Genomic DNA, 22375 nt, shown 5'->3' on the forward strand with positions numbered 1-22375 from the left:
GTTAAAAGGAGGTTAGAATATGGATGAAAATTATAAAGATTATGTTGATAAAATAAGTCCAAAACCAACATATACAAAAAATTATATATTAGCTTTTATAGTTGGAGGAATCATATGTGTGATAGGACAAGTAATAAATGATATATATATGAATTTTGGACTAGATAAGTTAATGGCTGGAGGAGCAACATCTATGACCTTAATATTTATAGGTGCTTTTTTAACGGGAATAGGAGTGTATGATTTAATAGGAAAAAGAGCAGGAGCGGGATCTATTATACCTATAACTGGATTTGCAAATTCTATAGTATCTCCAGCTATGGAATATAAGAGAGAGGGATATGTATTAGGAGTCGGAGCAAACCTATTTAAAGTTGCAGGTCCAGTTTTAGTTTATGGTATAGGATCTTCAGTTTTATGTGGATTTGTTTATTATGTGATAAATATTGTTAAATAAAGGTGGTTATTTAGTTGGCAAAAAAAAGAATTGGAAACAGGACTGTTAAATTAGAAAATGAACCAATTATATTATCAACTGCATCGATAGTAGGACCTAAAGAAGCAAAAGGGCCATTGAAAGATTACTTTGATATGACTCTTGAAGATGATTTATTTGGAGAAAAAAGCTGGGAATTTGCTGAAAGTAAAATGGTACAAACTGTTATAAAAAGTGCAATAGAAAAAGCTAATAAATCTATAGAGGATATAAACTACATGGTAGCTGGAGACTTATTAAATCAACTTTTATCAACGTCATTTGCTGCACGAGAAGTTAATATACCGTTTTTAGGAGTATACGGAGCTTGCTCAACTATGGCACAGTCGTTATCTATTGGAGCTATGCTGGTTGATGGAGGATTTGCTGATTTAGTTGTGGCTTCAACATCTAGTCATTATTGCACGGCGGAGAGGCAATTTAGATTTCCTTTAGAATTAGGAAATCAAAAACCTATGACTGCACAGTGGACTGTTACTGGGTCTGGATGCTCATTATTATCAAATAAGGGAGAAGGACCTAGGGTGAAATATATAACAATAGGTAAAGTGATAGATAAAGGCATAAGTGATGCTAATAATATGGGGGCAGCTATGGCTCCGGCTGCAATAGATACTATATATTCATATTTTATGGATACAAAAGATGATCCCGATAGTTTTGATATAATTGCAACTGGGGATTTAGGTAAAGTTGGAATGAAAATAACATCAGATATTTTAAAAGAAAAAGGGCTTGATATATCAAATGTATATACGGATTGTGGAGTAGAGATATTTGATTTAGAAGTTCAAGATGTACATTGCGGAGGCAGTGGGTGTGGATGCTCTGCATCTGTGTTTAACGGATATATATACAAAATGTTAAAATCTAAAAAATTTAATAAAGTGATGTTGGTTTCAACAGGAGCGTTATTATCTCCCACAAGTACATTGCAAAAAGAAAGTATACCAAGTGTAGCTCATGCAGTAATAATAGCAAATGAATAAGAGGTGTGCGATATGATAGATTATGTAAAAGTATTTTTAGTAGGTGGAACTATATGTTTAATTGCTCAGATAATGATGGATTTTTTTAAGATGCAAACACCATATATAATGGTGACGTATGTAACTAGTGGTGTAATTTTAAGTTTCTTAGGTATTTATGAGCATATAGTTGATTTTGGAGCATCTGGAGCAACTACACCAATAATAGGATTTGGATATTCCTTATATAATGGAGTTATTAAGGCTATAGAACAGGATGGATTTATAGGTATCTTTACAGGTGGAATAACTGCTACGGCAGGAGGTATAACAGCTGCTATTTTCTTTGGTTATATAATGGCTGTTGTGTTTAATCCGAAAACAAAACCATAAAAAAGAACTATATGATTTCTCATATAGTTCTTTTTTTATGCTCCTGCATTTGGAGCATTAGTTTGTGGGTTTGGAGTTGGGTTAACAGGTTGAGTCGGTTGAGTAGGAGGTGTTGTATTTGAACTACCTCCACTACCTTGATCAGGAGGTGTTGTACCACCAGTACCTGTATTATTATTTCCACCATTATTTGTACCGGAACCAGTACCAGTACCTGTATTATTAGTATTATCACCAGGTGTTGTAGTTGTACCATTATCCCCAGGAGTTACAGGATTTGTAGTATTTTCAGGAACTGTAGGAACTTCAGGTGTTTGCGTATTTGTATTATTCTGTTCCTCAGTATCAGATTTTTTATCCTCTACATCCTGTTTCTCATTAACTGTTGGAGTATGGTTTATAGGGCTACCACCTGGTGTATTGCCTTTTATAAATGCTGCAATTGCAGAATTATAGGCACCTTTACTCATAACATTACCGTTAGTTAAATTTATATTGAAAAATTCTATATTACTAGGTTTTTTAAATTCTGTAGGCTTAAGATCTTCATGAACGGATTCCATTACCTTAGCCCATAGTTTTGCAGAAGTAGAACTTCCTTTTACAACACCTCTACGAGGTATGCTTTCTTTTGTTTCTTGGGTAACTCTATAGTCATCTCCTATGTATGTAGAACCTACATAGTAAGGTGTATACCCAACAAACCAAGCATCTTTATCATCATTTGTAGTACCAGTTTTACCAGCAACAGGCATATCACCAAGTTTTGCAGATTTACCTGTACCTTCAGTTATAACAGATTTCATCATATCAGTCATTACATAAGCAACTTCAGAATCAACAACTTTGTGTTCTTCAGGAGTATTTTGTATTAATACTTGTCCATCAGACGATTCTACAGTTGTGAATGTTATAGGTTCAACATAAACTCCTCCATTTGCTAATGTTCCATAAGCAGCGGCCATATCAAGAGGAGAAACTCCCTTAGTCATACCACCTAAAGTAAGTGCAGAGAAAGTTCTATCTGCTCCACCAGGGCCATCCTTTAAATCAGATAAACCGAAGTTCTTTAAGTAATCAAGCATAACATCAACACAGTCATCATAAGAACTGCCTAATGATTCAGCAACTTTAACAGCTATTGTATTTGATGATTTAGCTAAAGCTTGACGCATTGTCATAGTACCTGAACCTGCTGTTGTAGTTTTTGGGTTCCATTTAGTATTTTTTTCGAATTTATATCCACCAGGTACATCGCTATAAACATCGGCTTGGTTCTTTCCATTATCAATAGCAGGAGTATATACTGCTAAAGGTTTTATAGTAGAACCAGGTTGATGAGGTGAAGTAGCTCTATTTAAAACTTTTCTAGCTTTAATTTCTCTACCACCCATTAAAGCTTTAATTTGACCGCTTCTATAATCTAATATTACCATTGCAGCTTGCGGTTGAGGTACACCATCAGGACCTATTATAGTACCAGGGAAGTTTGCTCTATTATTAAATTCATCTTCTAAGTTACTCTGCATACCTTTATCGATAGTAGTACGTATTTTTAAACCACCGTTAAAGTATAAGTTATTAGCTTCAGAATCTGTATAACCTTGTGCTATAAGACTGTTTATAACATCATCTTCAATAAGATCTTCAACTGTAGAAGCAGGTTTTTTAGTCGGCTTAGGTAATTTTATTTCGATTTTTTCAGCAACTGCTTTATCATATTCTTCTTGAGTTAAGTATCCAAGTTCTAACATTTTCATTAAAACAGTTTCTTGTCTTTTTTTGGCTTCTGGGTTTAATTCTACTTTTCTACAAACCATAGTGCCATCTTTTAATTGTTTGTAGTAATCATCATCAGGTAAAAGACCCCAATCATACATTTTATCTATCATATCAAGTTCCACTCGAGTAGGATCATCAAAGTTATCATTTTTACCATTTACATAAAACTTTACTTTATTTTGTAAATCTTCTTTTGTTTCATTACCAGTCAACTTTGCAGTTCTATATGCTGCATATTTATTTGGATTTTGAGTTATACCAACTATCATAGCTGACTCTGCTACTGAAAGATCTTTAGCATGTTTATCAAAATAAGCATTAGATGCAGCTTCCACACCTATTGCTCCACTTCCGAAATAAGCACTATTTAAGTATAATTCTAGAATTTCTTCTTTAGACAGAGTTTTATCCATTTCTAGTGCATAATATATATCTTTAATTTTACGAACGACTGAAACTTCTTTAGAAGTTAACAAGTTTTTAGATACCTGCATAGGTATGGTACTTCCACCAGGAGAAGAAGATGTTAATAAGTTTGCTACTGTAGCTCTAGCAAGACCCTTAAAATCTACACCATTATGTTCATAAAATCTCTCATCTTCTATAGATACAAGTGCATGTTGAAGATGTGTAGGCATGTCTTTTACTGAAATAGGAACTTTTTTATTATCTGTAGGTGGATTTCCCATTAAAGATCCATCGTTATATAATAGTTCGGTTACAGTATTAACTTTTTTATCAAGTAAAGCTTTAGTTATAGGCTCTACATTTTTTAAAGCTACAAATACTAATGCTGAAGAAACAGCGACGCCTAAGACTAGTGTAACTAAAAGTGTAACACCTATTGTTCTTAGTACCTTAAATTTATCTTTCTTATTAGGTTTACGAGTACTATTTTTGCTACTGCTTTTACTTGATTTGTTTGACGAGGCAGTAGGTCTAGTACTAGAGGAACTAATTTTTTTTCTGCGAATTTTGTTTTTATCATTGTTATCATTTCCCATGAAATTGACCTCCTTACTATAAGCATATATTATATCATATATAAGTATATTTTTGTATTTTATAGATAAAAATGAATATTGTGTAAATAAATGTTACAGTATAACTAGCATTAATTGAATTTAGCATTTAACTATGATACAATATTAATTATTTTTAACTAAGTATCAAAAAAATATGTGTGAGGTGTACATATGATCGAAATAAATGAACAAATGAAGATAATCAAAAAAGGGGTAGCTGAAATGATATCTGAAGAAGATATTATGAAGAAGCTAGAACAATCTTTTAAAGAAAACAAACCACTAACAATAAAGTTAGGATTAGACCCATCTGCACCAGATATCCACTTAGGACATACTGTAGTGCTAAGAAAAATGAAAGCATTCCAAGATTTAGGTCATCAAGTAATCATAATAATAGGTGATGCTACTGGTATGATAGGTGATCCAACTGGAAAATCAGCAGTTAGAAAGCAACTATCTCATGATCAAGTTTTAGAAAATGCTAAAACATATCAAGATCAAATATTTAAAATATTAGATAGAGAAAAAACAATAGTTAAGTTTAATAGTGAGTGGTTACAGGCTATGAATTTTATGGATGTAGCTAATTTAGCATCTAAATATACAGTGGCTAGAATGTTAGAAAGAGATGACTTTAAGAAGAGATTTGCATCTAATCAGTCTATATCAATACATGAATTTTTCTATCCTTTAATGCAAGGATATGACTCTGTCGCAATAAAAGCTGATATAGAAATGGGTGGAACAGATCAAAAGTTTAATATATTAATGGGAAGAACTCTTCAAAAAGAGTATGAGCAAAGTCCTCAAATAGCTTTATTAATGCCTATAATAGAAGGTACTGATGGAGTGAAAAAAATGAGTAAATCGTTAGGCAACTATATTGGGATAAGTGAAGCACCTAATGATATGTATGGGAAGACAATGTCTATACCTGATGAACTTATAATAAGATATTTTGAGTTAGTTACAGATGAACATCCAGATTCTATAGAAGCTATGAAAACTGATATGGAACAAGATAAAGTTAACCCAAGAGACTTAAAAATGAAACTAGCTAAAGAAGTAGTTAAATTATATCATGGAGAAGAAAAAGCTTTAGAAGCTGAGCAATATTTTAAATCTGTATTCCAAAAGAAAAACATGCCAGATGATATAGCTGAAATGGAGATATCTATAGCTGAAGCTGAAGACGGATTGTTCTTTATACCTAAATTAGTAACAACATTAAAGTTAGCACCATCTACAAGTGAAGCTAGAAGATTATTAAAACAAGGCGGAATAAAAGTTAATGGTGAAAAACTAGAATCTGATAAAATATCTCTATCGGATGGAGATATAATTCAAGTAGGAAAAAGAAAATTTGCAAAATTAATAATTAAGAAGTAATTATAAGCCCCTCTTACATAAAATAGTAAGGGGGGCTTTTTATGAAAAAAATTCTAATAAAAAAAAAGAAAGAAAAATTTAAAAAAAATATATTTATATTTATAATAATTTTTATACTATCTATATTAATAGGAAGTTTTATATACATAGATAATAAACTTAGACCTACAATAACAGTAATAGCAGAAACTAAAGCAGAGGAACTTGCCAATAAATCTATTAATAAAGCAGTGTCTACTATTATAGATAATGATATAAAATATGAGGATTTAATAAATATAAAAACAGGTGAAGATGGAAGCATCACTATGATGCAAGCTAATTCTATATTGATTAATGAAATAGCATCAAAAGTTGCACTTGAAATACAGTCAGAGATGAAAAAAATAAAAACAACATCAACATACATACCAATAGGAACTGCAATAGGAAGTCCTTTACTAGCTAAATATGGACCTAAAATAAAGGTATCTATTGAACCTATAGGAACGGTATATGTAGACTTTGGTACAGACTTTGAATCATCTGGAATAAATCAAACTAGGCATAGAATATATCTAAAAGCAACAACTGAAGTTAAGGTAGTAGTTCCGCTAACTACTTCTACAAAAGAAGTTAAAACACAAATACCTATATGTGAAACTATAATAGTTGGAGATGTACCTCAAAGCTATGTAAATGTACCTCAAAAAGATATGATGAATGTTTTGCCTAATATAGGTTCAAAAAACAATTAAAGAGGGAGTTACTCTCCCTCTAACATCCAACCTATATATACGCCGTAGCCTAGAGCTGGGTCATTTTCAATCGCATGAGATATGGCACCTATAATTTTATCATTTTGTATTATGGGAGTACCACTCATCCCTTGAACTATACCTCCAGTCATATTTAACAGTTCTTTATCTGTAATTTCTATTTTAAAAGTTTTAGATTCCGCATTTTTTTGATTTTTTATGTTTATTATATTTATTTCATATTCTGTTGAATTTCCAGTTGATGTTTGCAATAAAATTGATGCTTTTCCTGTTTTAACTTCATTTAAATTTGCAACTTGATATTTTTTAGATTTACAAAAATCTAATGTTTGAATAGTACCTTTTATTCCAAAAGCTGTATTTTCTTTAAAATTACCTATAAATTCATTTTTTTGTGCGTTAATACATCCTACTGAGCCTCTATATGATTTATTAATTGTTAAATTAGATGTTGATGAAATATGCCCATTTTTAATTAATAAACTTCTATTAGAGCCAACGCTTATTGGATGCGCTACAGCACCAAACGTATTATCTTTTGGATCTACATAAGTTAAAGTTGCAAATCCAGAAACTATATTATTGAAATTAACTTTTTCTAAAATATTTTTAGTTATATTTACAGTAATAAGTTCGCTATTCCTTAAAAAATTTACCTTTATAGAATTATTGTTATCTAAGTTTTGAATTAGATTAGAAAAATCTTCATAATTTTTAATTTTAATATCATTCACTGAAACTAATGAATCACCAACTTTAAATGGAGAACCATCAAAAGAATTTCTAACCATTAATGATTGTAATTCAGCATCTATTTGAGTTATATTGCCTAAAGGAATTAAATATCTAGCATCATTTTTAACTTTAGTTTCTGCATAAATAAAGCTTATTGAGAAAAAATATAGCATAAATGATATTATTAGAAACTTTTTAAATTTCATTAAAACACCTTCTTTCTGATAAAGTCATGATGATATTAATTGGTGCTTATTTAATAATAGATTGTGCAAGATAAAAAAATTAATCCATAGAAAACAGACACAATAAAACCATAGTTTACAAGTTATAAAATAAGCACTTAAAATACTATTGATTTTAAGTGCTTTAAATTTTTTTATATTTTTTTTTGGGTTTTTTAATTTTTTTAATTTTTGATTTTGATCTTGTTATAGCAGTATCAGGAACAGGAGCTACAAAGGAATTATCAGTATTGTTACTATTGTTAGTACAATTTTTAACAGAACCTATAAGAGCTAACTCATCGGATAAAACAGCGAAGAAGGTAGCAAGTATGCTTAAATCATTTGAATTTACTTCCTCTGATATGGCTATGGATAGAGTAGATGCAAGAACAATATAATCTACATATCCAAAACAACAAAGTTTAGACTTATCCATATCAGTTCTATTAATAACTCTAGTTTTTCGTAGTTTAGACATATTAACCTCCAGATTACTTATATTAAATATATATGAAACAATACTATTGCTAACAACTATAAAATAAATTAAATAGTTTTTAGAATAACTTACATAAAAATGAATAGTATTGCCAAAATTATATATATAACTTTCGAAAGGAGAATGACATGAAAAACTATAAATTTTTAGTTATGGCAATTATAGCATTAGGTGTAGTATTTCTAGGTACCTCAAATCCAATAACAAATTTATATAAATCAACAAATTTTATAAATAAAGATAAGCAAGAAAATAAAGATTTAAATGTTAAAAATAAAAAGTATACTATATGTATAGATCCAGGGCATCAAGAAAAAGGAGATTCTAATTTAGAATCAATTGGACCGGGTTCAAATTCTAAAAAAGCTAGAGTTTCATCAGGAGCCACAGGTATAGCTACAAAAAAGCCAGAGTATAAACTAAATTTAGAAGCAAGTATAGTACTTAAGCATATTTTAGAGAATAAAGGATATACAGTTTTTATGACTAGAGAATCTCACGATGTTAATATAAGCAATGCTGAAAGAGCTATTTTTGCAAATGAAAAAAATGTAGATATGGTAATAAGAGTTCATGCAGATAGTATAGATAAGTCATCTAAAATTGGAGCATCTTTGTTGATACCTCAAAAAGATGGTAAATATACATCTAGAATATATAAAGAGAGTAGTAAGTGTGCTAATTATATAGAAAATGAAATGAAAAATATGAATATAAACTTAAATGGAATATTTGAAAGAGGAGATTTAACTGGTTTTAATTGGTCTGAAGTGCCTGTAGTTTTAATAGAAATGGGATTTATGAGCAATTATAATGAAGATTTAATGATGTCTAGCCCTGAATATCAAAGAAAAATAATGCAAACAGTAGCGGATGGGGTAGAAACATATTTAAAAGGCAAGGAAAGTGGCAATTAAAAATAAATATCAAGGTTAACAAATGTAGCAAAAAGTAATATAGTGATAATAGCGAAATTAAAATAAGTTGTTAATACAACCACTAGGTGATTATAATGAGAAAAAGAATAGAAAATGTTTATGGAAAGGCTTTATCAGGTACATTTAAAGTTGTAAATCCTGTAAAAAAAAGTATTATAAATACGGACTGTGAAGTTCATATATTTATACAGGCTAATGCATTAGAAATATTAAAAAATGAAGGTTATATAAAAGAGTATGAGTTCTTTAAACTTTATTTACCGCAAATAAATAAAGGATTGATATGGGCAGACCAAGATTTTAAGAGTTACCACCATTTCTATAATCCTAATTTAAAAAGAGGAAAATTTGGATATGAAGAAAATGCTTTAACTGTAGCAAAAAAATATTATCATAAATCTATTAAGTTTTTTAAATTAGATAAATTTGAATTGGGTCTGTTTTATTTTGGGGTAGCATGCCATATAATACAGGATTTAACTATACCTCAACATGCTAAAGGAAAGTTATTAGATAATCATAGGCAATTTGAAGTTTATATAAAAAATAATTATATGTCTATACCAAGACTTAAGGCTAAAGAAGGGGCTATAAAAAAAGATACAGTAGAAGAATATGTGTTTTTTAATTCAATGAATGCGCTTAATTATGACAAAATGTATAAAGACATAACTAATTTAAAAAATAAGTTTTATATGTTAGGTACAAAATGTTTGCCATTAGCTCAAAAAACTTCTGCAGGTTTTATGTTGATGTTTTTTGACGATATATTTAATAACGAGTAAAAGCTCCTTTTTAAAGGAGCTTTTACTCGTTATTAAATATAATCTATATGAAAATACATGAAATTATTTGTATTACTTGATTTGATTAAAAAAAGAAGATATTATGGTATAGATAATAAAATAAGAAGAGGTGTTTAGATGCTAGTAGTTGAAAATGTTAGTCACGGGTTTGGAGCAAGAACTATACTTGAGAATGTATCTTTTAGATTAAGAAAAGGTGAACATATAGCACTTGTTGGAGCTAATGGAGAAGGTAAATCTACATTTTTAAATATAATAACAAAAAAACTTATGCCGGATGCAGGTAATATAAAATGGTCATCAAGAGTAACTGTTGGATACTTAGATCAGCATACGGTATTAACAAAAGGAAAATCTATAAGAGAAGTACTTAGAGATGCTTTTAAGCCTATGTTTGATTTAGAGCAAGAAATGATAAGCATGTATGACAAAATGGGCGAAGCTGATGAAGATGAAATGACAAAATTAATGGATTCAACAGCGGAGATACAAACTATTTTAGAAAATAGTGGTTTTTATATGATAGATGCTAAAATACAAGAAATAGCTAATGGTTTAGGTCTTGGAGAAGTAGGATTAGATAAAGATGTAACTGATTTAAGTGGGGGGCAAAGAACTAAAGTATTATTAACTAAATTACTTTTAGAAAACCCTACAATATTAATATTAGACGAGCCTACTAACTATTTAGATGTAGAGCATATAGAATGGTTGACAAGATATCTTCAAGAATATGAAAATAGTTTTATATTAGTATCACATGATATACCATTTATCAATGATACATGTAATGTAATTTATCATATGGAAAATGGAGAACTTAACAGATATAAAGGAAATTATGATGAGTTTGAGAGACTTAGTGATATAAAGAAAAGACAAGAAGACCAAGCTTATGAAAAGCAAGTTGAAGAAAGAAAAAAATTAGAAGATTTTGTTGCTAGAAATAAAGCTAGAGTTGCTACTCGTGGTATGGCAAACAGTAGACAAAAAAAATTAGACAAGATGGAGATATTAGAAAGACCAAAGGAGAAAATAAAGCCTACATTTGGATTTATGGAATCTAGAGCATCTAGTAGATTTGTATTCACTACAGAGGATCTTGTTTTAGGATATAATGAAGCTTTAACAAAACCTCTTAACTTTACTTTAGAAAGAAATCAAAAGATTGCATTAAAAGGTATGAATGGAATAGGAAAATCAACACTTTTAAAAACTCTTTTAGGAATAATAAAGCCATTTGATGGAAAAGTAGAGTTAGGTGATTATTTGGAAGTTGGATATTTTGAACAAGAAAGTTCAAGAGAAAATAGCAATACACCTATGGATGAAATTTGGGCTGAATATCCAGGACTTACTAACTTTGAAGTAAGACAATCATTATCTAGATGTGGACTTACAAATGAACATATAACTAGTCAAATGAGAGTTTTAAGCGGAGGAGAAGCTGCTAAAGTAAGATTATGCAAGTTAATGCTAAAGAAAATTAATTTTTTAGTTCTAGATGAGCCAACAAATCACTTAGATGTAGAGGCTAAAGATGAGCTTAAAAAAGCTATAAGAGAATTCAAAGGAACTGTATTATTAGTATCACATGAACCTGAGTTTTACATGGATATAGTTGATGATGTTTGGAATATTGAAGATTTTACAACTAAAATAGTTTAGAAAATATAAGGGGTATAAAATGAAAAGAATTTTAGACTTGTTTTTTTCGCTAGTTATAAGTGTGTTTATAATAACTTCTGTTATAAAATTTACGGTTAACTTTAAACAACTATATTATTTTGACGTAGAGTATCTCAATATTCCTATGATAAGTGATATGACGAATGAAGATATAAAACTTAACTATGATTACTTAATTGAATACAACACAAAGAGTAGCGATTCTGATTTTAAATTACCGACATTGAAATCATCAACTCAAGGTAAAATTCATTTTGAGGAAGTTAGAGATATATTTGGAAATATAAATAAAATAAATTTTATAACATTAATTTTTTCAGCTATAGGCATTTATTTTAGTTTTATAAAAAAAGATATAGAAATATTAAAATACAGTAGTGTAACTTTAATTGCTATACCATTAATTTTAATATCACCTATAATTTTAAATTTTGAAAAAAGTTTTGAAATATTTCATAAATTATTATTTAGTAATGATTACTGGATATTTGATCCAAGTTTAGATCCGGTAATCAATATGTTACCTGCAGAATTTTTTCTTCATTCAGGGATAATGATACTAGGATTGATATTGATGTTTAGTATAGTAATGATAATTAGTTATAACAAAATTAAAAGTAAGGAATAGTAAATTAATTTACTATTCCTTTTTTAAAATTACAGTTTTTTACCAAGATTTAATATATCGCCTATTTTGCTCATTATATAGTCATGACTTTTTTTATTATGAGGAACTAAACAAGAAGAACAATCTTTTATACCATCAGATGTATACTTAAAATTACCTCCGCAATCTTCTTTTAATGCATATAAGGGACAATAACAAAATAAACAATTAAAATTTTCTGGATTATTTACTTTATGACAAGGAAAATATTCACATTTATTATTATTGAAAAACTTATAGTTTTCAGACATAAATTATACCTCCTAAAATATTTAGAGTTTCAATATAATTATACTAAAAATTTACAATAGTGGTATAATAAAAAAAAGTAGATTAAATGAGGTGTTACAATGGAAAAAATAGTAGAAAAGGCGTTATTAGTAGGACTTAATATAACTACTAACGTAAAAAAAGTTGATGATATAGATATTAATGAATCTATGGCAGAATTAAAAGAACTTGCTAAGGCAGCAGGAGCTGAAGTTGTAGGAAGTATAATACAAAATAGACCAGCAAGAGAAGCCGCTTTTTATATAGGAAAAGGAAAAGTGGAAGAAATAAAGGCTTATTGTGAGTCATTAGATGCAACTGTAGTAGTATTTAATGATGAATTATCAGGTGCCCAAATAAGAAATATAGAAGAATTAGTTCAAAGAAAAGTAATTGATAGAACTACTTTAATACTAGATATATTTGCACAAAGGGCTTTAAGTAAAGAAGGAAAGCTTCAAGTTGAGTTAGCACAATTAAAATACAGATTACCTAGACTATATGGTATGGGTGGTGAAATGAGTAAAACTGGTGCGGGTATAGGAACTAGAGGACCAGGAGAACAAAAATTAGAAGTAGATAAAAGACATATATTAAATAAGGCTGCAGATATAAGAAAAGAGCTTAGAGATGTTAAGAAAAATAGAGAAACTCAAAGAGCTCAAAGGCTAAAGTCGAATGTACCTATAGTTGCATTGGTTGGGTATACGAATGCAGGTAAATCAACATTGCTTAATGAACTTATAAAAACACATAAGGAATATACTGTTGAAAAAGAAGTTTTATCAAAAGACATGTTATTTGCAACTTTAGATGTAACTTTAAGAAAAGCACTATTACCAAATAAAAAGGAATATTTAGTAGTTGATACAGTTGGATTTGTAAGTAAATTACCACATGATTTAGTAGAAGCATTTAAAGCTACATTAGAAGAAGTTCACTACGCTGACTTAATAGTACATGTTGTTGATGCTACTAATGATAGTTTTGAAATTCAAGAAAATACAACTAAAAAAGTATTAAAAGAATTAAAGGCAGATAATAAACCGACTATAATGGCTTACAATAAAATAGATAGATTAGAACTTGATATATATCCTAAAAACCAAGAAAATGCAGTCTATATATCAGCTAAAAAAGGTACAAATATGGACAAACTTGTGGAAATGATACAAGAAGCTTTAATGGAAAATACATATAAAGTAACTTTATTATTGCCATATGACAAAGGTGATGTATTTAGTAGGTTAAAAAACAAATATAATGTAGAAGAATTTGAATATGTTGAAAATGGGATCGAATTAACTCTAAGCTTAGATGAAGAAGACTATAATATATATAAAGAATATATTATAAACGAGTAGGTATATAAGTATGAATATATGTTGGGATAATATAGAAAACTTGCAAGATCACTTTATAACATACCTTTTATATAAAGACTCTAAGACAGTATCTCAAATAAGTAGAATAAGAAATATTGATGCTCAAGAAGTAAATGAACATTTAATAAAAGCTAAAATGGAAATTAAGATATTGCTTAAAAGTCAATTAGAAAAATCAAAAGATGTTTTAGATAGATTTTTAGAATTAGGAAAAAATGATAGAATTAATTTTATGAATGATTTGGATGATGAAAATCTATTGGAATTTAAGAGGAAATTATACAAGAGGATTATGATAGAGAAAAATGTGGAAGATTTAATGATATTAATATGGACAACTGGAGAATTGAATGATGACAGATTTTTATCTATATTACACCCATTAACGACACATAGACACTCAGACCTTAGAAGAATAACTTACTCTGCTCTTAGAAAAATATCGTCAAATAAAAGTAGAGAATATTTTCAAAGAGGCTTATATGATTCAAATCCTCAGACACGTCAATATTGTGCAAAAGCTTTGGCAAAGGTAGGGGATAAAAATAGTTTAATTATGATTATAAAGTTAAAAAATAGAAAAAGAGATGAAAAAGAATATGTAATAAGAGCGTATAATGATGCTATAGAAGAACTCGAAAAAACTACTTAATATATAACATAAACACTATGAACTCAACATATAATGGATTAACAAAAGAAATTACTTATAAATTTAGCTCCATAACTTGGTGTGAAAATATGGTTAAGTGGGGGGAGTTCAATATGATATTAAGACGTTGTGCAGGAGGCATAGTATTTTACGCAAACAAAGTATTGATAGTTAAAAATGATAAGGGAGAATGGACTATTCCTAAAGGCAAAATAAGTGATAGTGATATCCCAAGCGAAGTAGCACCATTAAAGGTCAAAGAAGAAGTTGCAGTTGACGCTAAAGTACTAGATATGGCAGGAGATACTATATATGAATTTTATTCAAGAACTAGACAGCAAAAAGTATGTAATGCTATTGTATGGTACATAATGGAATCTGACAATACACAATATAATGTAAATGATGAAAGTATAATAGAAGCAGGATTTTTTAAAGTTAAAGATGCTCTAGACATGCTAACTCACAATAGAGAAAAATCTCTTGTAGATATATCGTATAGAAAATTTAAGGATTTAAAAAAGCAGGGGATAGATAATTAATTATAGTAATAAAAATAGAACAAGGTATTTGCCTTGTTCTATTTTTATTACTATAATTAGAATATAAAAAATGATTAGGAGGATATAGTATGTACAAAACATTACATGAATTTGGAATGGATGAAATAATAATAGAAAAGTCTACATTTATCGGATATGCAAAACCTGTGAAAACAGAGGAAGAAGCTGTTGAATTTATAAATGAAATAAAGAAAAAACATAAAGATGCAAGACACAATGTTTGGGCGTATACAGTAGGTAAAAATATGAATATACAAAGATATAGTGATGATGGAGAGCCTCAAGGTACAGCGGGCATACCAACGTTAGAAGTTATAAAAAAAGAGGATTTACGAGATGTAGTAGTTGTAGTTACTAGATATTTTGGCGGAATTAAATTAGGAGCGGGTGGATTAGTTAGAGCATATACTAAGGGTGCAAAGATAGGACTTGAAGCAGCTAGAATAATAGATAAAGTAATGCATCAAGAAGTAAACATAAAAATAGACTACAATCAACTTGGTAAAGTGCAAAATGAAATAATGAATATGGGGTATTTTATAAAAGATACTATATATGAAGATAATGTAATTATAATAGTTTATTCGAAGTTGGATGAAATAGAAAGCTTAGTGGATAAAATAAATGATGCAACTAGTGCTACAGCAGATATAGTATTAGGAGATGAGTTTTATTTATCTGAAAAAGATGGAAAAATTATATTTTAAAAAGGAATGACTCAATATTGAATTTTATATATTTTGAGTCATTCCTTTTTTATTTTTTGCATTTATTAGAATTAGGATTAAATATACCTTTTTTTATTTCTAATAAACCTATTATTAGTAAAAATAAACCAAATACTTTTTTTAGTGTTTCAGAGGAAATATAATTTGCTAAATAAGAACCGGATATAGCACCGAATATGCCAAAAGTAGCAATTGGAATTACTAAATTTAACATAACATTTTTGTTTTTTATATGAATTATTAAAGCGAATATAGTCATTGGAATAGATGAAAGTAAATTGATGCTTTGAGCCATTTTAGCATCTATATTTAAAAAAAGTATAAGGGATGGAATAAGTATTGTTCCACCACCCATGCCCATACCGCCTATTATACCTGCAAAAAAACCAAATAAAATTAATAACATTAAAACACCATCCTTATAGCAGCAATTACCATTATTAAACCAAAAGAAATCCTAAGAAACCTACCTGTTAGCTTACATAAAATTTTAGCTCCTACAATACCTCCTATTGTACTACCTATAGCAACTTTAAATGTAATATTAAAATCATAAGTTCCCTGAGATATATAAATTACAGAACTTGCAGTAGTTAAAAAAACTATTATAGATAGTGCTGTAGCATGAGATTTATGTTCTTCGATTTTTAAAATATTGTTTAATATAGGAACTAAAAGAGTACCTCCACCAGAACCAAATACACCATTTACAAATCCTGTAACAGCACCTATTATAGAGTTTTTAAAGTTGAAATTACAATATTTTTTATTCATATTATCACCTTCTTGAATTATTTTTCACATAAAGCATAAATTATATTTAATTAAAATAAAAATATCTGATATAATTGGGTTATCCAAAAAATGTAAGGAGGAATGGTTTATATGACAGATATAAATATTAAAATAGATAGAACTATAGAATGGTTGAGATCGAAGGTAAAAGAATCTAATACAAAAGGATTAGTTGTTGGAGTTTCAGGAGGAATAGATTCTGCAGTTGTTGCCTATTTGATAAAAAAAGCTTTTCCAAATGACTCTATGGGTGTAATTATGAGTATAAAAAGTAATCCACAAGACAGATTAGATGCGCTTAAAGTTATAGAAGGATGTAATATAGAATATCTAGATTTAGACTTAACAAATGAGCAAGTTTCTATATATGAAAAAGTGATAGGGAGTTTAAAAGAAAAAGAATTGTATAATTCTAGTAATGATAGAATGAGTGATGCTAATTTAAGAGCTAGAATAAGAATGAGCACTGTATATACAGTTGCTAATAACATGGGGTATTTAGTTGTAGGAACAGATAATGCAGCTGAAATACACACTGGATATTTTACTAAATATGGAGATGGCGGGGTTGATTTAGTGCCATTGGCTAATTTGACCAAAAAAGATGTTTATGAGTGGGCTAAAGTATTAGGAGTTCATAGTGACATTATAAACAAAGCCCCATCAGCTGGTCTTTGGGAAGGACAAACTGATGAAACTGAAATGGGAACTACATATGATATGATAGATGCAATTGTAGAGGGTAGAGTAGATAAAGTGCCACAAAAAGATCAAGAAATAATAGCTAGGTTGCATAAGATAAGTGAGCATAAAAGACATACTGCAGCAGCTCCTCCCAAGTTCTAATTTACTAAATTTTAGTTTTGTGCTAAAATTACGGTGTATATAGAGTATAAATTGATATTTAGTAAGTATTAATTTATATTGCGTACTAATAACTATACCTACAAAAAATATACAAGCATAACACAATTTTAAATTAGATAAAATAATTTACATGGCAAGGAGTGAAATTATGGGACGTATAGGAAACATAATCAACAGAAAAGGTAAACAAGATGCTAAAAGAGCTAAAATATTTACAAAGCATGCTAGAGCTATAGCAGTTGCAGCTAAAGAAGGTGGAGCTGATCCTGAGTATAATGCAGCTTTAAAAGCGGCAATAGATAAAGCTAAAGCAGATAATATGCCTAATGACAACTTAGATAGAGCTATAGCAAAAGGTGCTGGCGGAGGTGCCAATGAAAACTTCGAAACTATAGTTTATGAAGGATACGGACCAGGTGGAGTTGCTGTAATAGTAGAAACTTTAACTGATAATAAAAATAGAACTGCAGGAAATGTTAGATATTACTTTGACAAAAATGGCGGAAACTTAGGTACTAGTGGATGTGTATCATTTATGTTTGATAAAAAAGGTCAAATATTAATAGAAGCAACTGATGATGTATCAGAAGAAGAATTAATGGATATCGCTTTAGAAGCTGGAGCAGAAGACTTAATCGTTGAAGAAGATGGATTTGAAGTAGTTACTTCACCAGAGGACTTCCAAGCTGTTAGAGATGAGTTAGAAGGTAAAGGATATAAATTTATATCTGCAGAAGTGAAATTATTACCTCAAACTACTACAAAGTTAACTGAAGAAGATCAATTAAAGTTTATGAATAAGCTAGTTGACATGTTAGAAGATGATGATGATGTTCAGAATATAGCTCATAACTGGGAAATAGAAGAGTAATAAAAAAGGAGATATTAATATCTCCTTTTTTTATTTGCACTTAAAACTAGAACAACTTGTTTCAGAATAAATATTAGGTTTTTTAGTATCAGGTGAGATATTTATATTATCTAAAGTACACAGGTTGTTAGTATTGTAATTACAAGTATTAACTTTACAACATAAGCAAGAGCAAGGGCCAGGATTATTAGTATTATTAGTTAAATTACTATAAACAGATTTTTCTAAAAATGAAGCACATGCAGTATGTTCTGTTGTTTTAGCTTGCGACCCTTGAACATTTATTCTATTTGCGTAACAAATACTTTTGTTGTTATGGGAACAATTATTAACACTACAATTTATTTTATCCATAAAATTTCCTCCTATAATAATGTGTTAATAAAATTATTTCCTAAAATTTTATAGATATACTATTAAAAAATAAATAAAGCAATAGACGAATTTAATTGTAATGTGAGAATAATAAATCGAAATTTTTAATATCCATTAATATTTTTGCAATCAATATAGAACTACCAGGGTAGGTTTTTATTAGTGGACATAATTCATATAGTCCATTTTCATATTCATTAAATGTATAAGCTTTATTAATATTCATGGATCTTTCAAATCTATTTACATAATCTTTTATATTTAAATACTCACTTAAGGACAAATTTGCGAAAACACTAACTTTATGATTAGGCTGTTTTAAAAGTAAAATTTGTTGCTTAAATTCAATAAAGTCAAGTCGAGCTAATAAATTATTATTTATATTCAAAATTAATCACTCCTTTTAATAAATATATTATAAATTGATAAGATATATTATGAAATATAAGTGGAAAGTGAAACATTTATTAAATAAAAAATAAATATATGGATTATAAATTTATAAAATGTATAAAAAAAATCTAATTGGAAAAAATAACCGGTATAAGGAGGTTGTTTTTAATGTTCGAAAAGAAAAAAGAATTTCCTTGGCGAATACCGATTATGATAACAATAGGCATAGGAGTTCTCGCTGGAGGAATTTATGTAGGATTTAATACGTCAGATGAAGATATTTCTAAAAAAGGAAATGCAGAGTTAAAGAAAGAAGAAACGGTTAAAGATACATTTAACCTGAGTGAAGATTGTGAAATTTGGGTGGAAAAAGTATTTGAAGATGGAACGCCTAGTGATGAAGCACCTATGATGATAGGAACAATACCAAATGAATTAATAGGAAAATCAAAAGATGAAATAACTGACTATCTAACAAATAAGTATCCAAATAGAACTATAAAGCAATTAGATAAATACGAAATAACATTAACTGAAAAAGAAAACTTTAATGATCCAGGTAAAGCAAACCAATTTTCAATAGAAGATAAACAAGGACTTATAATAGTTTGCAAATACAATGATAAAGGTGAAAGAGAATTATTAGAAAATACTCAAATTGAAACGCAGTCGTTACCAAAAACTGTTCAAGAAGATGTTAAATCTGGAATATGCGCAAGTACACAGGATGAGATATATTCTAAGTTAGAGGATTTTGGTAGTTAAATGTTAACTAAAATTTAATAAAAGAAAATTATAAAGAGATGGAAGGGAAACTTTTCATCTCTTTATAGTTTATACATAAATGTGTTATTATATATTAATACAGAACGTAAGTTTCTTATGAAGGAGTAATTTAAAATATGATTATTTTAGGTATAGACCCAGGTATAGCTATAGTTGGATACGGAATAATAGAATATAAAAACAATAATTTTAAAGTTATTGATTATGGAGCTGTAACTACACCAGCACACATGGATATATTAAAAAGACTAGAACTTGTATATAAAGGAATAGATATTTTGATAAAAAATTACAATATAGATGAAGTTGGTATAGAGGAATTATTCTTTAATAAAAATGTTAAAACTGCTATTACAGTAGCACAAGCAAGAGGAGTTACAATGCTTGCTTGTGCACATAATAATAAGCCGGTTTATGAATACACTCCTCTTCAGGTTAAACAAGGTGTAGTTGGTTATGGAAGAGCAGAAAAATCTCAGGTACAACAGATGGTTAAATCATTTCTAAATTTAAAGTCAGTGCCAAAGCCGGATGATGTAGCAGATGCATTAGCAGTTGCTATATGTCATTGCCACTCCAATAAATTAGAAAAAACATTCAAAAATATAGGGGGGAAATATGTATAGTTATATAAAAGGAAGTATAGAAGAAATAAAATTAGATAGTTTAGTAATAGAAGCAAATAATATTGGATACAAAATTAATGTATCATCAAATACATTAATGGGTGTGCAATTAGGTAAAGAATGCAAGATATATACTAAATTAATAGTAAGAGAAGATGATATGAGCCTTTGTGGATTTGGTACAAAAGAAGAACTTACTATGTTTGAATTATTAAATTCTGTTTCTAAGATAGGACCTAAGGTAGCTCTTGGAATTCTATCATTTGCTACACCAAAACAAATAGGTGCTTATATAGTAAGTGAAGATGTGGCAAAAATGTCTAAAGCTCCAGGTGTTGGAAAGAAGACAGCAGAAAGAATCATATTAGAATTGAAGGATAAGATAGATAAAAATAATATTGAATTTGAACCAACTCTTCTTACACAAACTCCGGTTGCTATATCACAAGATGAAGCAATTGATGCACTTGTTGCATTAGGATACTCAACTCAAGAATCTAGAGAAGCTGTTGATAGCTGTAAAAAAAGTGGCATGAATACAGAAGATATAATAAAAAAATCACTAAGTTATATAATGAGTAAGTCTCTTAGATAGGGGGAGTTTAGAACATGTTTGATGAGGAAAACAGAATAATAACATCTACCATGCAAAATGAAGATGTTGATATAGAAAATAATTTAAGACCTAAAAACTTAGATGATTATTTAGGTCAAAATAAAGCAAAGGAACTTCTGAAAATTTTTATAGAAGCTGCAAGAGCTAGGAATGAACAGTTAGACCATGTCTTATTATATGGTCCTCCAGGACTTGGGAAAACAACTTTAGCATCTATTATAGCTAGTGAGATGGGCGTTAATCTTAGAATAACTTCTGGACCAGCTATAGAAAGAGCTGGAGATTTAGCTGCAATATTAACAAATTTAAATGAAAATGATGTTTTATTTATAGATGAAGTTCATCGAATAAGTAGAACTGTAGAAGAAGTTTTATATTCAGCAATGGAAGATTATTGTTTAGATATAATTATAGGAAAAGGACCATCTGCTAGAAGTATAAGACTTGATTTACCTAAGTTTACGTTAATTGGAGCAACTACTAAAGCGGGCATGTTAACTAACCCATTAAGAGATAGGTTTGGAGTTATATGTAAGTTAGATTATTACACAGTTGAAGAACTAGCGCAAATAGTAATTAGATCATCGACTATATTAGGAGCAGAGGTTCAAATTGGAGGAGCTACAGAAATAGCAAGGAGGTCTAGAGGAACACCAAGGATATCAAATAGACTTTTAAAAAGAGTTAGAGATTATGCTCAAGTTAGAGCTGATGGAAATATAACTGATGAAGTTGCAAATGATGCATTAGAGTTGTTAGGAGTAGATAGTTTAGGGCTTGATTATGTAGATGAAAAACTTTTAACCACTATTATTGAAAAATTTAAAGGTGGACCAGTTGGGCTAGATACTTTAGCAGCATCTATAGGTGAAGATAGAAACACTATAGAAGATGTTTATGAACCTTATTTATTACAATTAGGATTTATAAATAGAGGACCTAGAGGTAGAATTGCTATGCCTTTAGCTTATGAACATTTAAAGCTACCATATCCTAATCAAAAGTAAGGAATTAAAACCAATTAGTATAAATAATAAATACTATTAATATAGAAAAAAATTATTTTTTTTGTT

The 22375-nt window shown here is 29.1% G+C and carries 27 protein-coding genes; 19 read left to right on the forward strand and 8 right to left on the reverse strand.

The features are described 5' to 3' along the window. The first annotated feature begins 19 nt into the window (after positions 1 to 19). The 3 genes from spoVAC to spoVAE are packed head-to-tail and all read left to right on the forward strand — an operon-like array spanning position 20 to position 1857. Positions 20 to 457 carry a stage V sporulation protein AC gene (spoVAC, locus tag ACRCYC_RS12500; RefSeq protein ID WP_438619476.1) on the forward strand — a complete coding sequence of 146 codons (438 nt, stop codon included), beginning with the start codon at positions 20 to 22 and terminating at the stop codon, positions 455 to 457. Between the two features lie 14 nt (positions 458 to 471). Next, positions 472 to 1485, forward strand: a complete 1014-nt coding sequence (gene spoVAD / locus ACRCYC_RS12505; RefSeq protein ID WP_438619477.1) for a stage V sporulation protein AD — start codon at positions 472 to 474, stop codon at positions 1483 to 1485. A gap of 12 nt (positions 1486 to 1497) precedes the next feature. Continuing rightward, on the forward strand, positions 1498 to 1857 hold the full coding sequence (gene spoVAE, locus ACRCYC_RS12510) for a stage V sporulation protein AE (RefSeq protein WP_438619478.1): 360 nt from the start codon (positions 1498 to 1500) through the stop codon (positions 1855 to 1857). Between the two features lie 35 nt (positions 1858 to 1892). Here the strand turns inward: spoVAE and ACRCYC_RS12515 are convergent, their stop codons facing one another. Then, complete coding sequence (locus ACRCYC_RS12515) at positions 1893 to 4643, reverse strand: transglycosylase domain-containing protein (RefSeq protein WP_438619479.1); 2751 nt, start codon at positions 4641 to 4643, stop codon at positions 1893 to 1895. 192 nt (positions 4644 to 4835) lie between these two features. Between ACRCYC_RS12515 and tyrS the strand changes: the two genes are divergently transcribed. Further along, complete coding sequence (gene tyrS, locus ACRCYC_RS12520) at positions 4836 to 6056, forward strand: tyrosine--tRNA ligase (RefSeq protein WP_438619480.1); 1221 nt, start codon at positions 4836 to 4838, stop codon at positions 6054 to 6056. Between the two features lie 41 nt (positions 6057 to 6097). Next, a complete protein-coding gene (gene yunB / locus ACRCYC_RS12525) occupies positions 6098 to 6793 on the forward strand; it encodes a sporulation protein YunB (protein ID WP_438619481.1) in 696 nt (231 codons plus the stop codon). An 8-nt stretch (positions 6794 to 6801) separates the two neighbouring features. Here the strand turns inward: yunB and ACRCYC_RS12530 are convergent, their stop codons facing one another. Both ACRCYC_RS12530 and ACRCYC_RS12535 read right to left on the reverse strand, forming a co-directional pair. Further along, on the reverse strand, positions 6802 to 7755 hold the full coding sequence (locus ACRCYC_RS12530) for a SpoIVB peptidase S55 domain-containing protein (protein ID WP_438619482.1): 954 nt from the start codon (positions 7753 to 7755) through the stop codon (positions 6802 to 6804). Between the two features lie 163 nt (positions 7756 to 7918). After that, a complete protein-coding gene (locus ACRCYC_RS12535; protein WP_438619483.1) occupies positions 7919 to 8254 on the reverse strand; it encodes a hypothetical protein in 336 nt (111 codons plus the stop codon). Between the two features lie 149 nt (positions 8255 to 8403). On the opposite strand from ACRCYC_RS12535, the gene ACRCYC_RS12540 reads away from it, so the two are divergent. From ACRCYC_RS12540 to ACRCYC_RS12555, 4 genes are all read left to right on the forward strand, one after another. Next, complete coding sequence (locus ACRCYC_RS12540) at positions 8404 to 9192, forward strand: N-acetylmuramoyl-L-alanine amidase family protein (RefSeq protein ID WP_438619484.1); 789 nt, start codon at positions 8404 to 8406, stop codon at positions 9190 to 9192. 95 nt (positions 9193 to 9287) lie between these two features. Continuing rightward, on the forward strand, positions 9288 to 9998 hold the full coding sequence (locus ACRCYC_RS12545) for a zinc dependent phospholipase C family protein (RefSeq protein ID WP_438619485.1): 711 nt from the start codon (positions 9288 to 9290) through the stop codon (positions 9996 to 9998). A 138-nt stretch (positions 9999 to 10136) separates the two neighbouring features. Then, positions 10137 to 11687 carry an ABC-F family ATP-binding cassette domain-containing protein gene (locus tag ACRCYC_RS12550; RefSeq protein ID WP_438619486.1) on the forward strand — a complete coding sequence of 517 codons (1551 nt, stop codon included), beginning with the start codon at positions 10137 to 10139 and terminating at the stop codon, positions 11685 to 11687. Positions 11688 to 11706: 19 nt separating this feature from the next. Further along, positions 11707 to 12336 (forward strand): TIGR01906 family membrane protein, encoded by a 630-nt coding sequence (locus tag ACRCYC_RS12555; protein WP_438619487.1) that lies wholly within the window; start codon positions 11707 to 11709, stop codon positions 12334 to 12336. Positions 12337 to 12365: 29 nt separating this feature from the next. Here ACRCYC_RS12555 and ACRCYC_RS12560 read toward each other — a convergent pair whose 3' ends face one another. Beyond that, positions 12366 to 12626: a cysteine-rich small domain-containing protein gene (locus tag ACRCYC_RS12560; RefSeq protein ID WP_438619488.1), complete on the reverse strand. Its 261-nt coding sequence runs from the start codon at positions 12624 to 12626 to the stop codon at positions 12366 to 12368. A gap of 99 nt (positions 12627 to 12725) precedes the next feature. Between ACRCYC_RS12560 and hflX the strand changes: the two genes are divergently transcribed. The 4 genes from hflX (at position 12726) to ACRCYC_RS12580 (ending at position 15952) form a co-directional block, all read left to right on the forward strand. Next, positions 12726 to 14009, forward strand: coding sequence for a GTPase HflX (gene hflX, locus ACRCYC_RS12565; RefSeq protein ID WP_438619489.1), 1284 nt, complete (start codon positions 12726 to 12728; stop codon positions 14007 to 14009). A 10-nt stretch (positions 14010 to 14019) separates the two neighbouring features. Then, positions 14020 to 14682: a HEAT repeat domain-containing protein gene (locus ACRCYC_RS12570; protein WP_438619490.1), complete on the forward strand. Its 663-nt coding sequence runs from the start codon at positions 14020 to 14022 to the stop codon at positions 14680 to 14682. A 113-nt stretch (positions 14683 to 14795) separates the two neighbouring features. Beyond that, on the forward strand, positions 14796 to 15224 hold the full coding sequence (locus tag ACRCYC_RS12575) for an NUDIX domain-containing protein (RefSeq protein ID WP_438619491.1): 429 nt from the start codon (positions 14796 to 14798) through the stop codon (positions 15222 to 15224). Positions 15225 to 15313: 89 nt separating this feature from the next. Further along, positions 15314 to 15952 (forward strand): YigZ family protein, encoded by a 639-nt coding sequence (locus ACRCYC_RS12580; RefSeq protein ID WP_438619492.1) that lies wholly within the window; start codon positions 15314 to 15316, stop codon positions 15950 to 15952. A gap of 49 nt (positions 15953 to 16001) precedes the next feature. Here the strand turns inward: ACRCYC_RS12580 and ACRCYC_RS12585 are convergent, their stop codons facing one another. Together ACRCYC_RS12585 and ACRCYC_RS12590 are read right to left on the reverse strand one after the other, a co-directional pair. After that, positions 16002 to 16379 (reverse strand): TSUP family transporter, encoded by a 378-nt coding sequence (locus ACRCYC_RS12585; protein ID WP_438619493.1) that lies wholly within the window; start codon positions 16377 to 16379, stop codon positions 16002 to 16004. Further along, positions 16379 to 16747 carry a sulfite exporter TauE/SafE family protein gene (locus tag ACRCYC_RS12590; RefSeq protein WP_438619494.1) on the reverse strand — a complete coding sequence of 123 codons (369 nt, stop codon included), beginning with the start codon at positions 16745 to 16747 and terminating at the stop codon, positions 16379 to 16381. The genes ACRCYC_RS12585 and ACRCYC_RS12590 overlap by 1 nt, the downstream gene beginning before the upstream one ends. Positions 16748 to 16858: 111 nt before the next feature. Between ACRCYC_RS12590 and nadE the strand changes: the two genes are divergently transcribed. Continuing rightward, the gene (nadE, locus tag ACRCYC_RS12595) at positions 16859 to 17614 is read left to right on the forward strand and encodes an NAD(+) synthase (RefSeq protein ID WP_438619495.1); all 756 of its coding nucleotides are present in this window, start codon (positions 16859 to 16861) and stop codon (positions 17612 to 17614) included. A 169-nt stretch (positions 17615 to 17783) separates the two neighbouring features. After that, positions 17784 to 18506, forward strand: a complete 723-nt coding sequence (locus ACRCYC_RS12600) for a YebC/PmpR family DNA-binding transcriptional regulator (protein WP_438619496.1) — start codon at positions 17784 to 17786, stop codon at positions 18504 to 18506. A 30-nt stretch (positions 18507 to 18536) separates the two neighbouring features. Here ACRCYC_RS12600 and ACRCYC_RS12605 read toward each other — a convergent pair whose 3' ends face one another. Then, positions 18537 to 18860 (reverse strand): DUF1540 domain-containing protein, encoded by a 324-nt coding sequence (locus ACRCYC_RS12605; protein WP_438619497.1) that lies wholly within the window; start codon positions 18858 to 18860, stop codon positions 18537 to 18539. Positions 18861 to 18951: 91 nt separating this feature from the next. Further along, positions 18952 to 19269: a hypothetical protein gene (locus tag ACRCYC_RS12610; RefSeq protein WP_438619498.1), complete on the reverse strand. Its 318-nt coding sequence runs from the start codon at positions 19267 to 19269 to the stop codon at positions 18952 to 18954. Between the two features lie 173 nt (positions 19270 to 19442). Here ACRCYC_RS12610 and ACRCYC_RS12615 point away from each other — a divergent pair, with 173 nt between their 5' ends. The 4 genes from ACRCYC_RS12615 to ruvB all read left to right on the forward strand — a co-directional run bounded on the left by ACRCYC_RS12615 (position 19443) and on the right by ruvB (position 22309). Beyond that, positions 19443 to 20039, forward strand: a complete 597-nt coding sequence (locus ACRCYC_RS12615) for a hypothetical protein (protein WP_438619499.1) — start codon at positions 19443 to 19445, stop codon at positions 20037 to 20039. Positions 20040 to 20176: 137 nt separating this feature from the next. Beyond that, positions 20177 to 20686: a crossover junction endodeoxyribonuclease RuvC gene (gene ruvC, locus ACRCYC_RS12620; RefSeq protein ID WP_438619500.1), complete on the forward strand. Its 510-nt coding sequence runs from the start codon at positions 20177 to 20179 to the stop codon at positions 20684 to 20686. Continuing rightward, a complete protein-coding gene (gene ruvA / locus ACRCYC_RS12625; RefSeq protein ID WP_438619501.1) occupies positions 20679 to 21281 on the forward strand; it encodes a Holliday junction branch migration protein RuvA in 603 nt (200 codons plus the stop codon). Before ruvC ends, ruvA begins: the two co-directional genes overlap by 8 nt. Positions 21282 to 21295: 14 nt before the next feature. After that, positions 21296 to 22309, forward strand: a complete 1014-nt coding sequence (gene ruvB, locus ACRCYC_RS12630; protein WP_438619502.1) for a Holliday junction branch migration DNA helicase RuvB — start codon at positions 21296 to 21298, stop codon at positions 22307 to 22309. Positions 22310 to 22375 lie beyond the last annotated feature (66 nt).

The organism is Paraclostridium sp. (assembly GCF_051657365.1).
Classification (GTDB): domain Bacteria; phylum Bacillota; class Clostridia; order Peptostreptococcales; family Peptostreptococcaceae; genus Paraclostridium.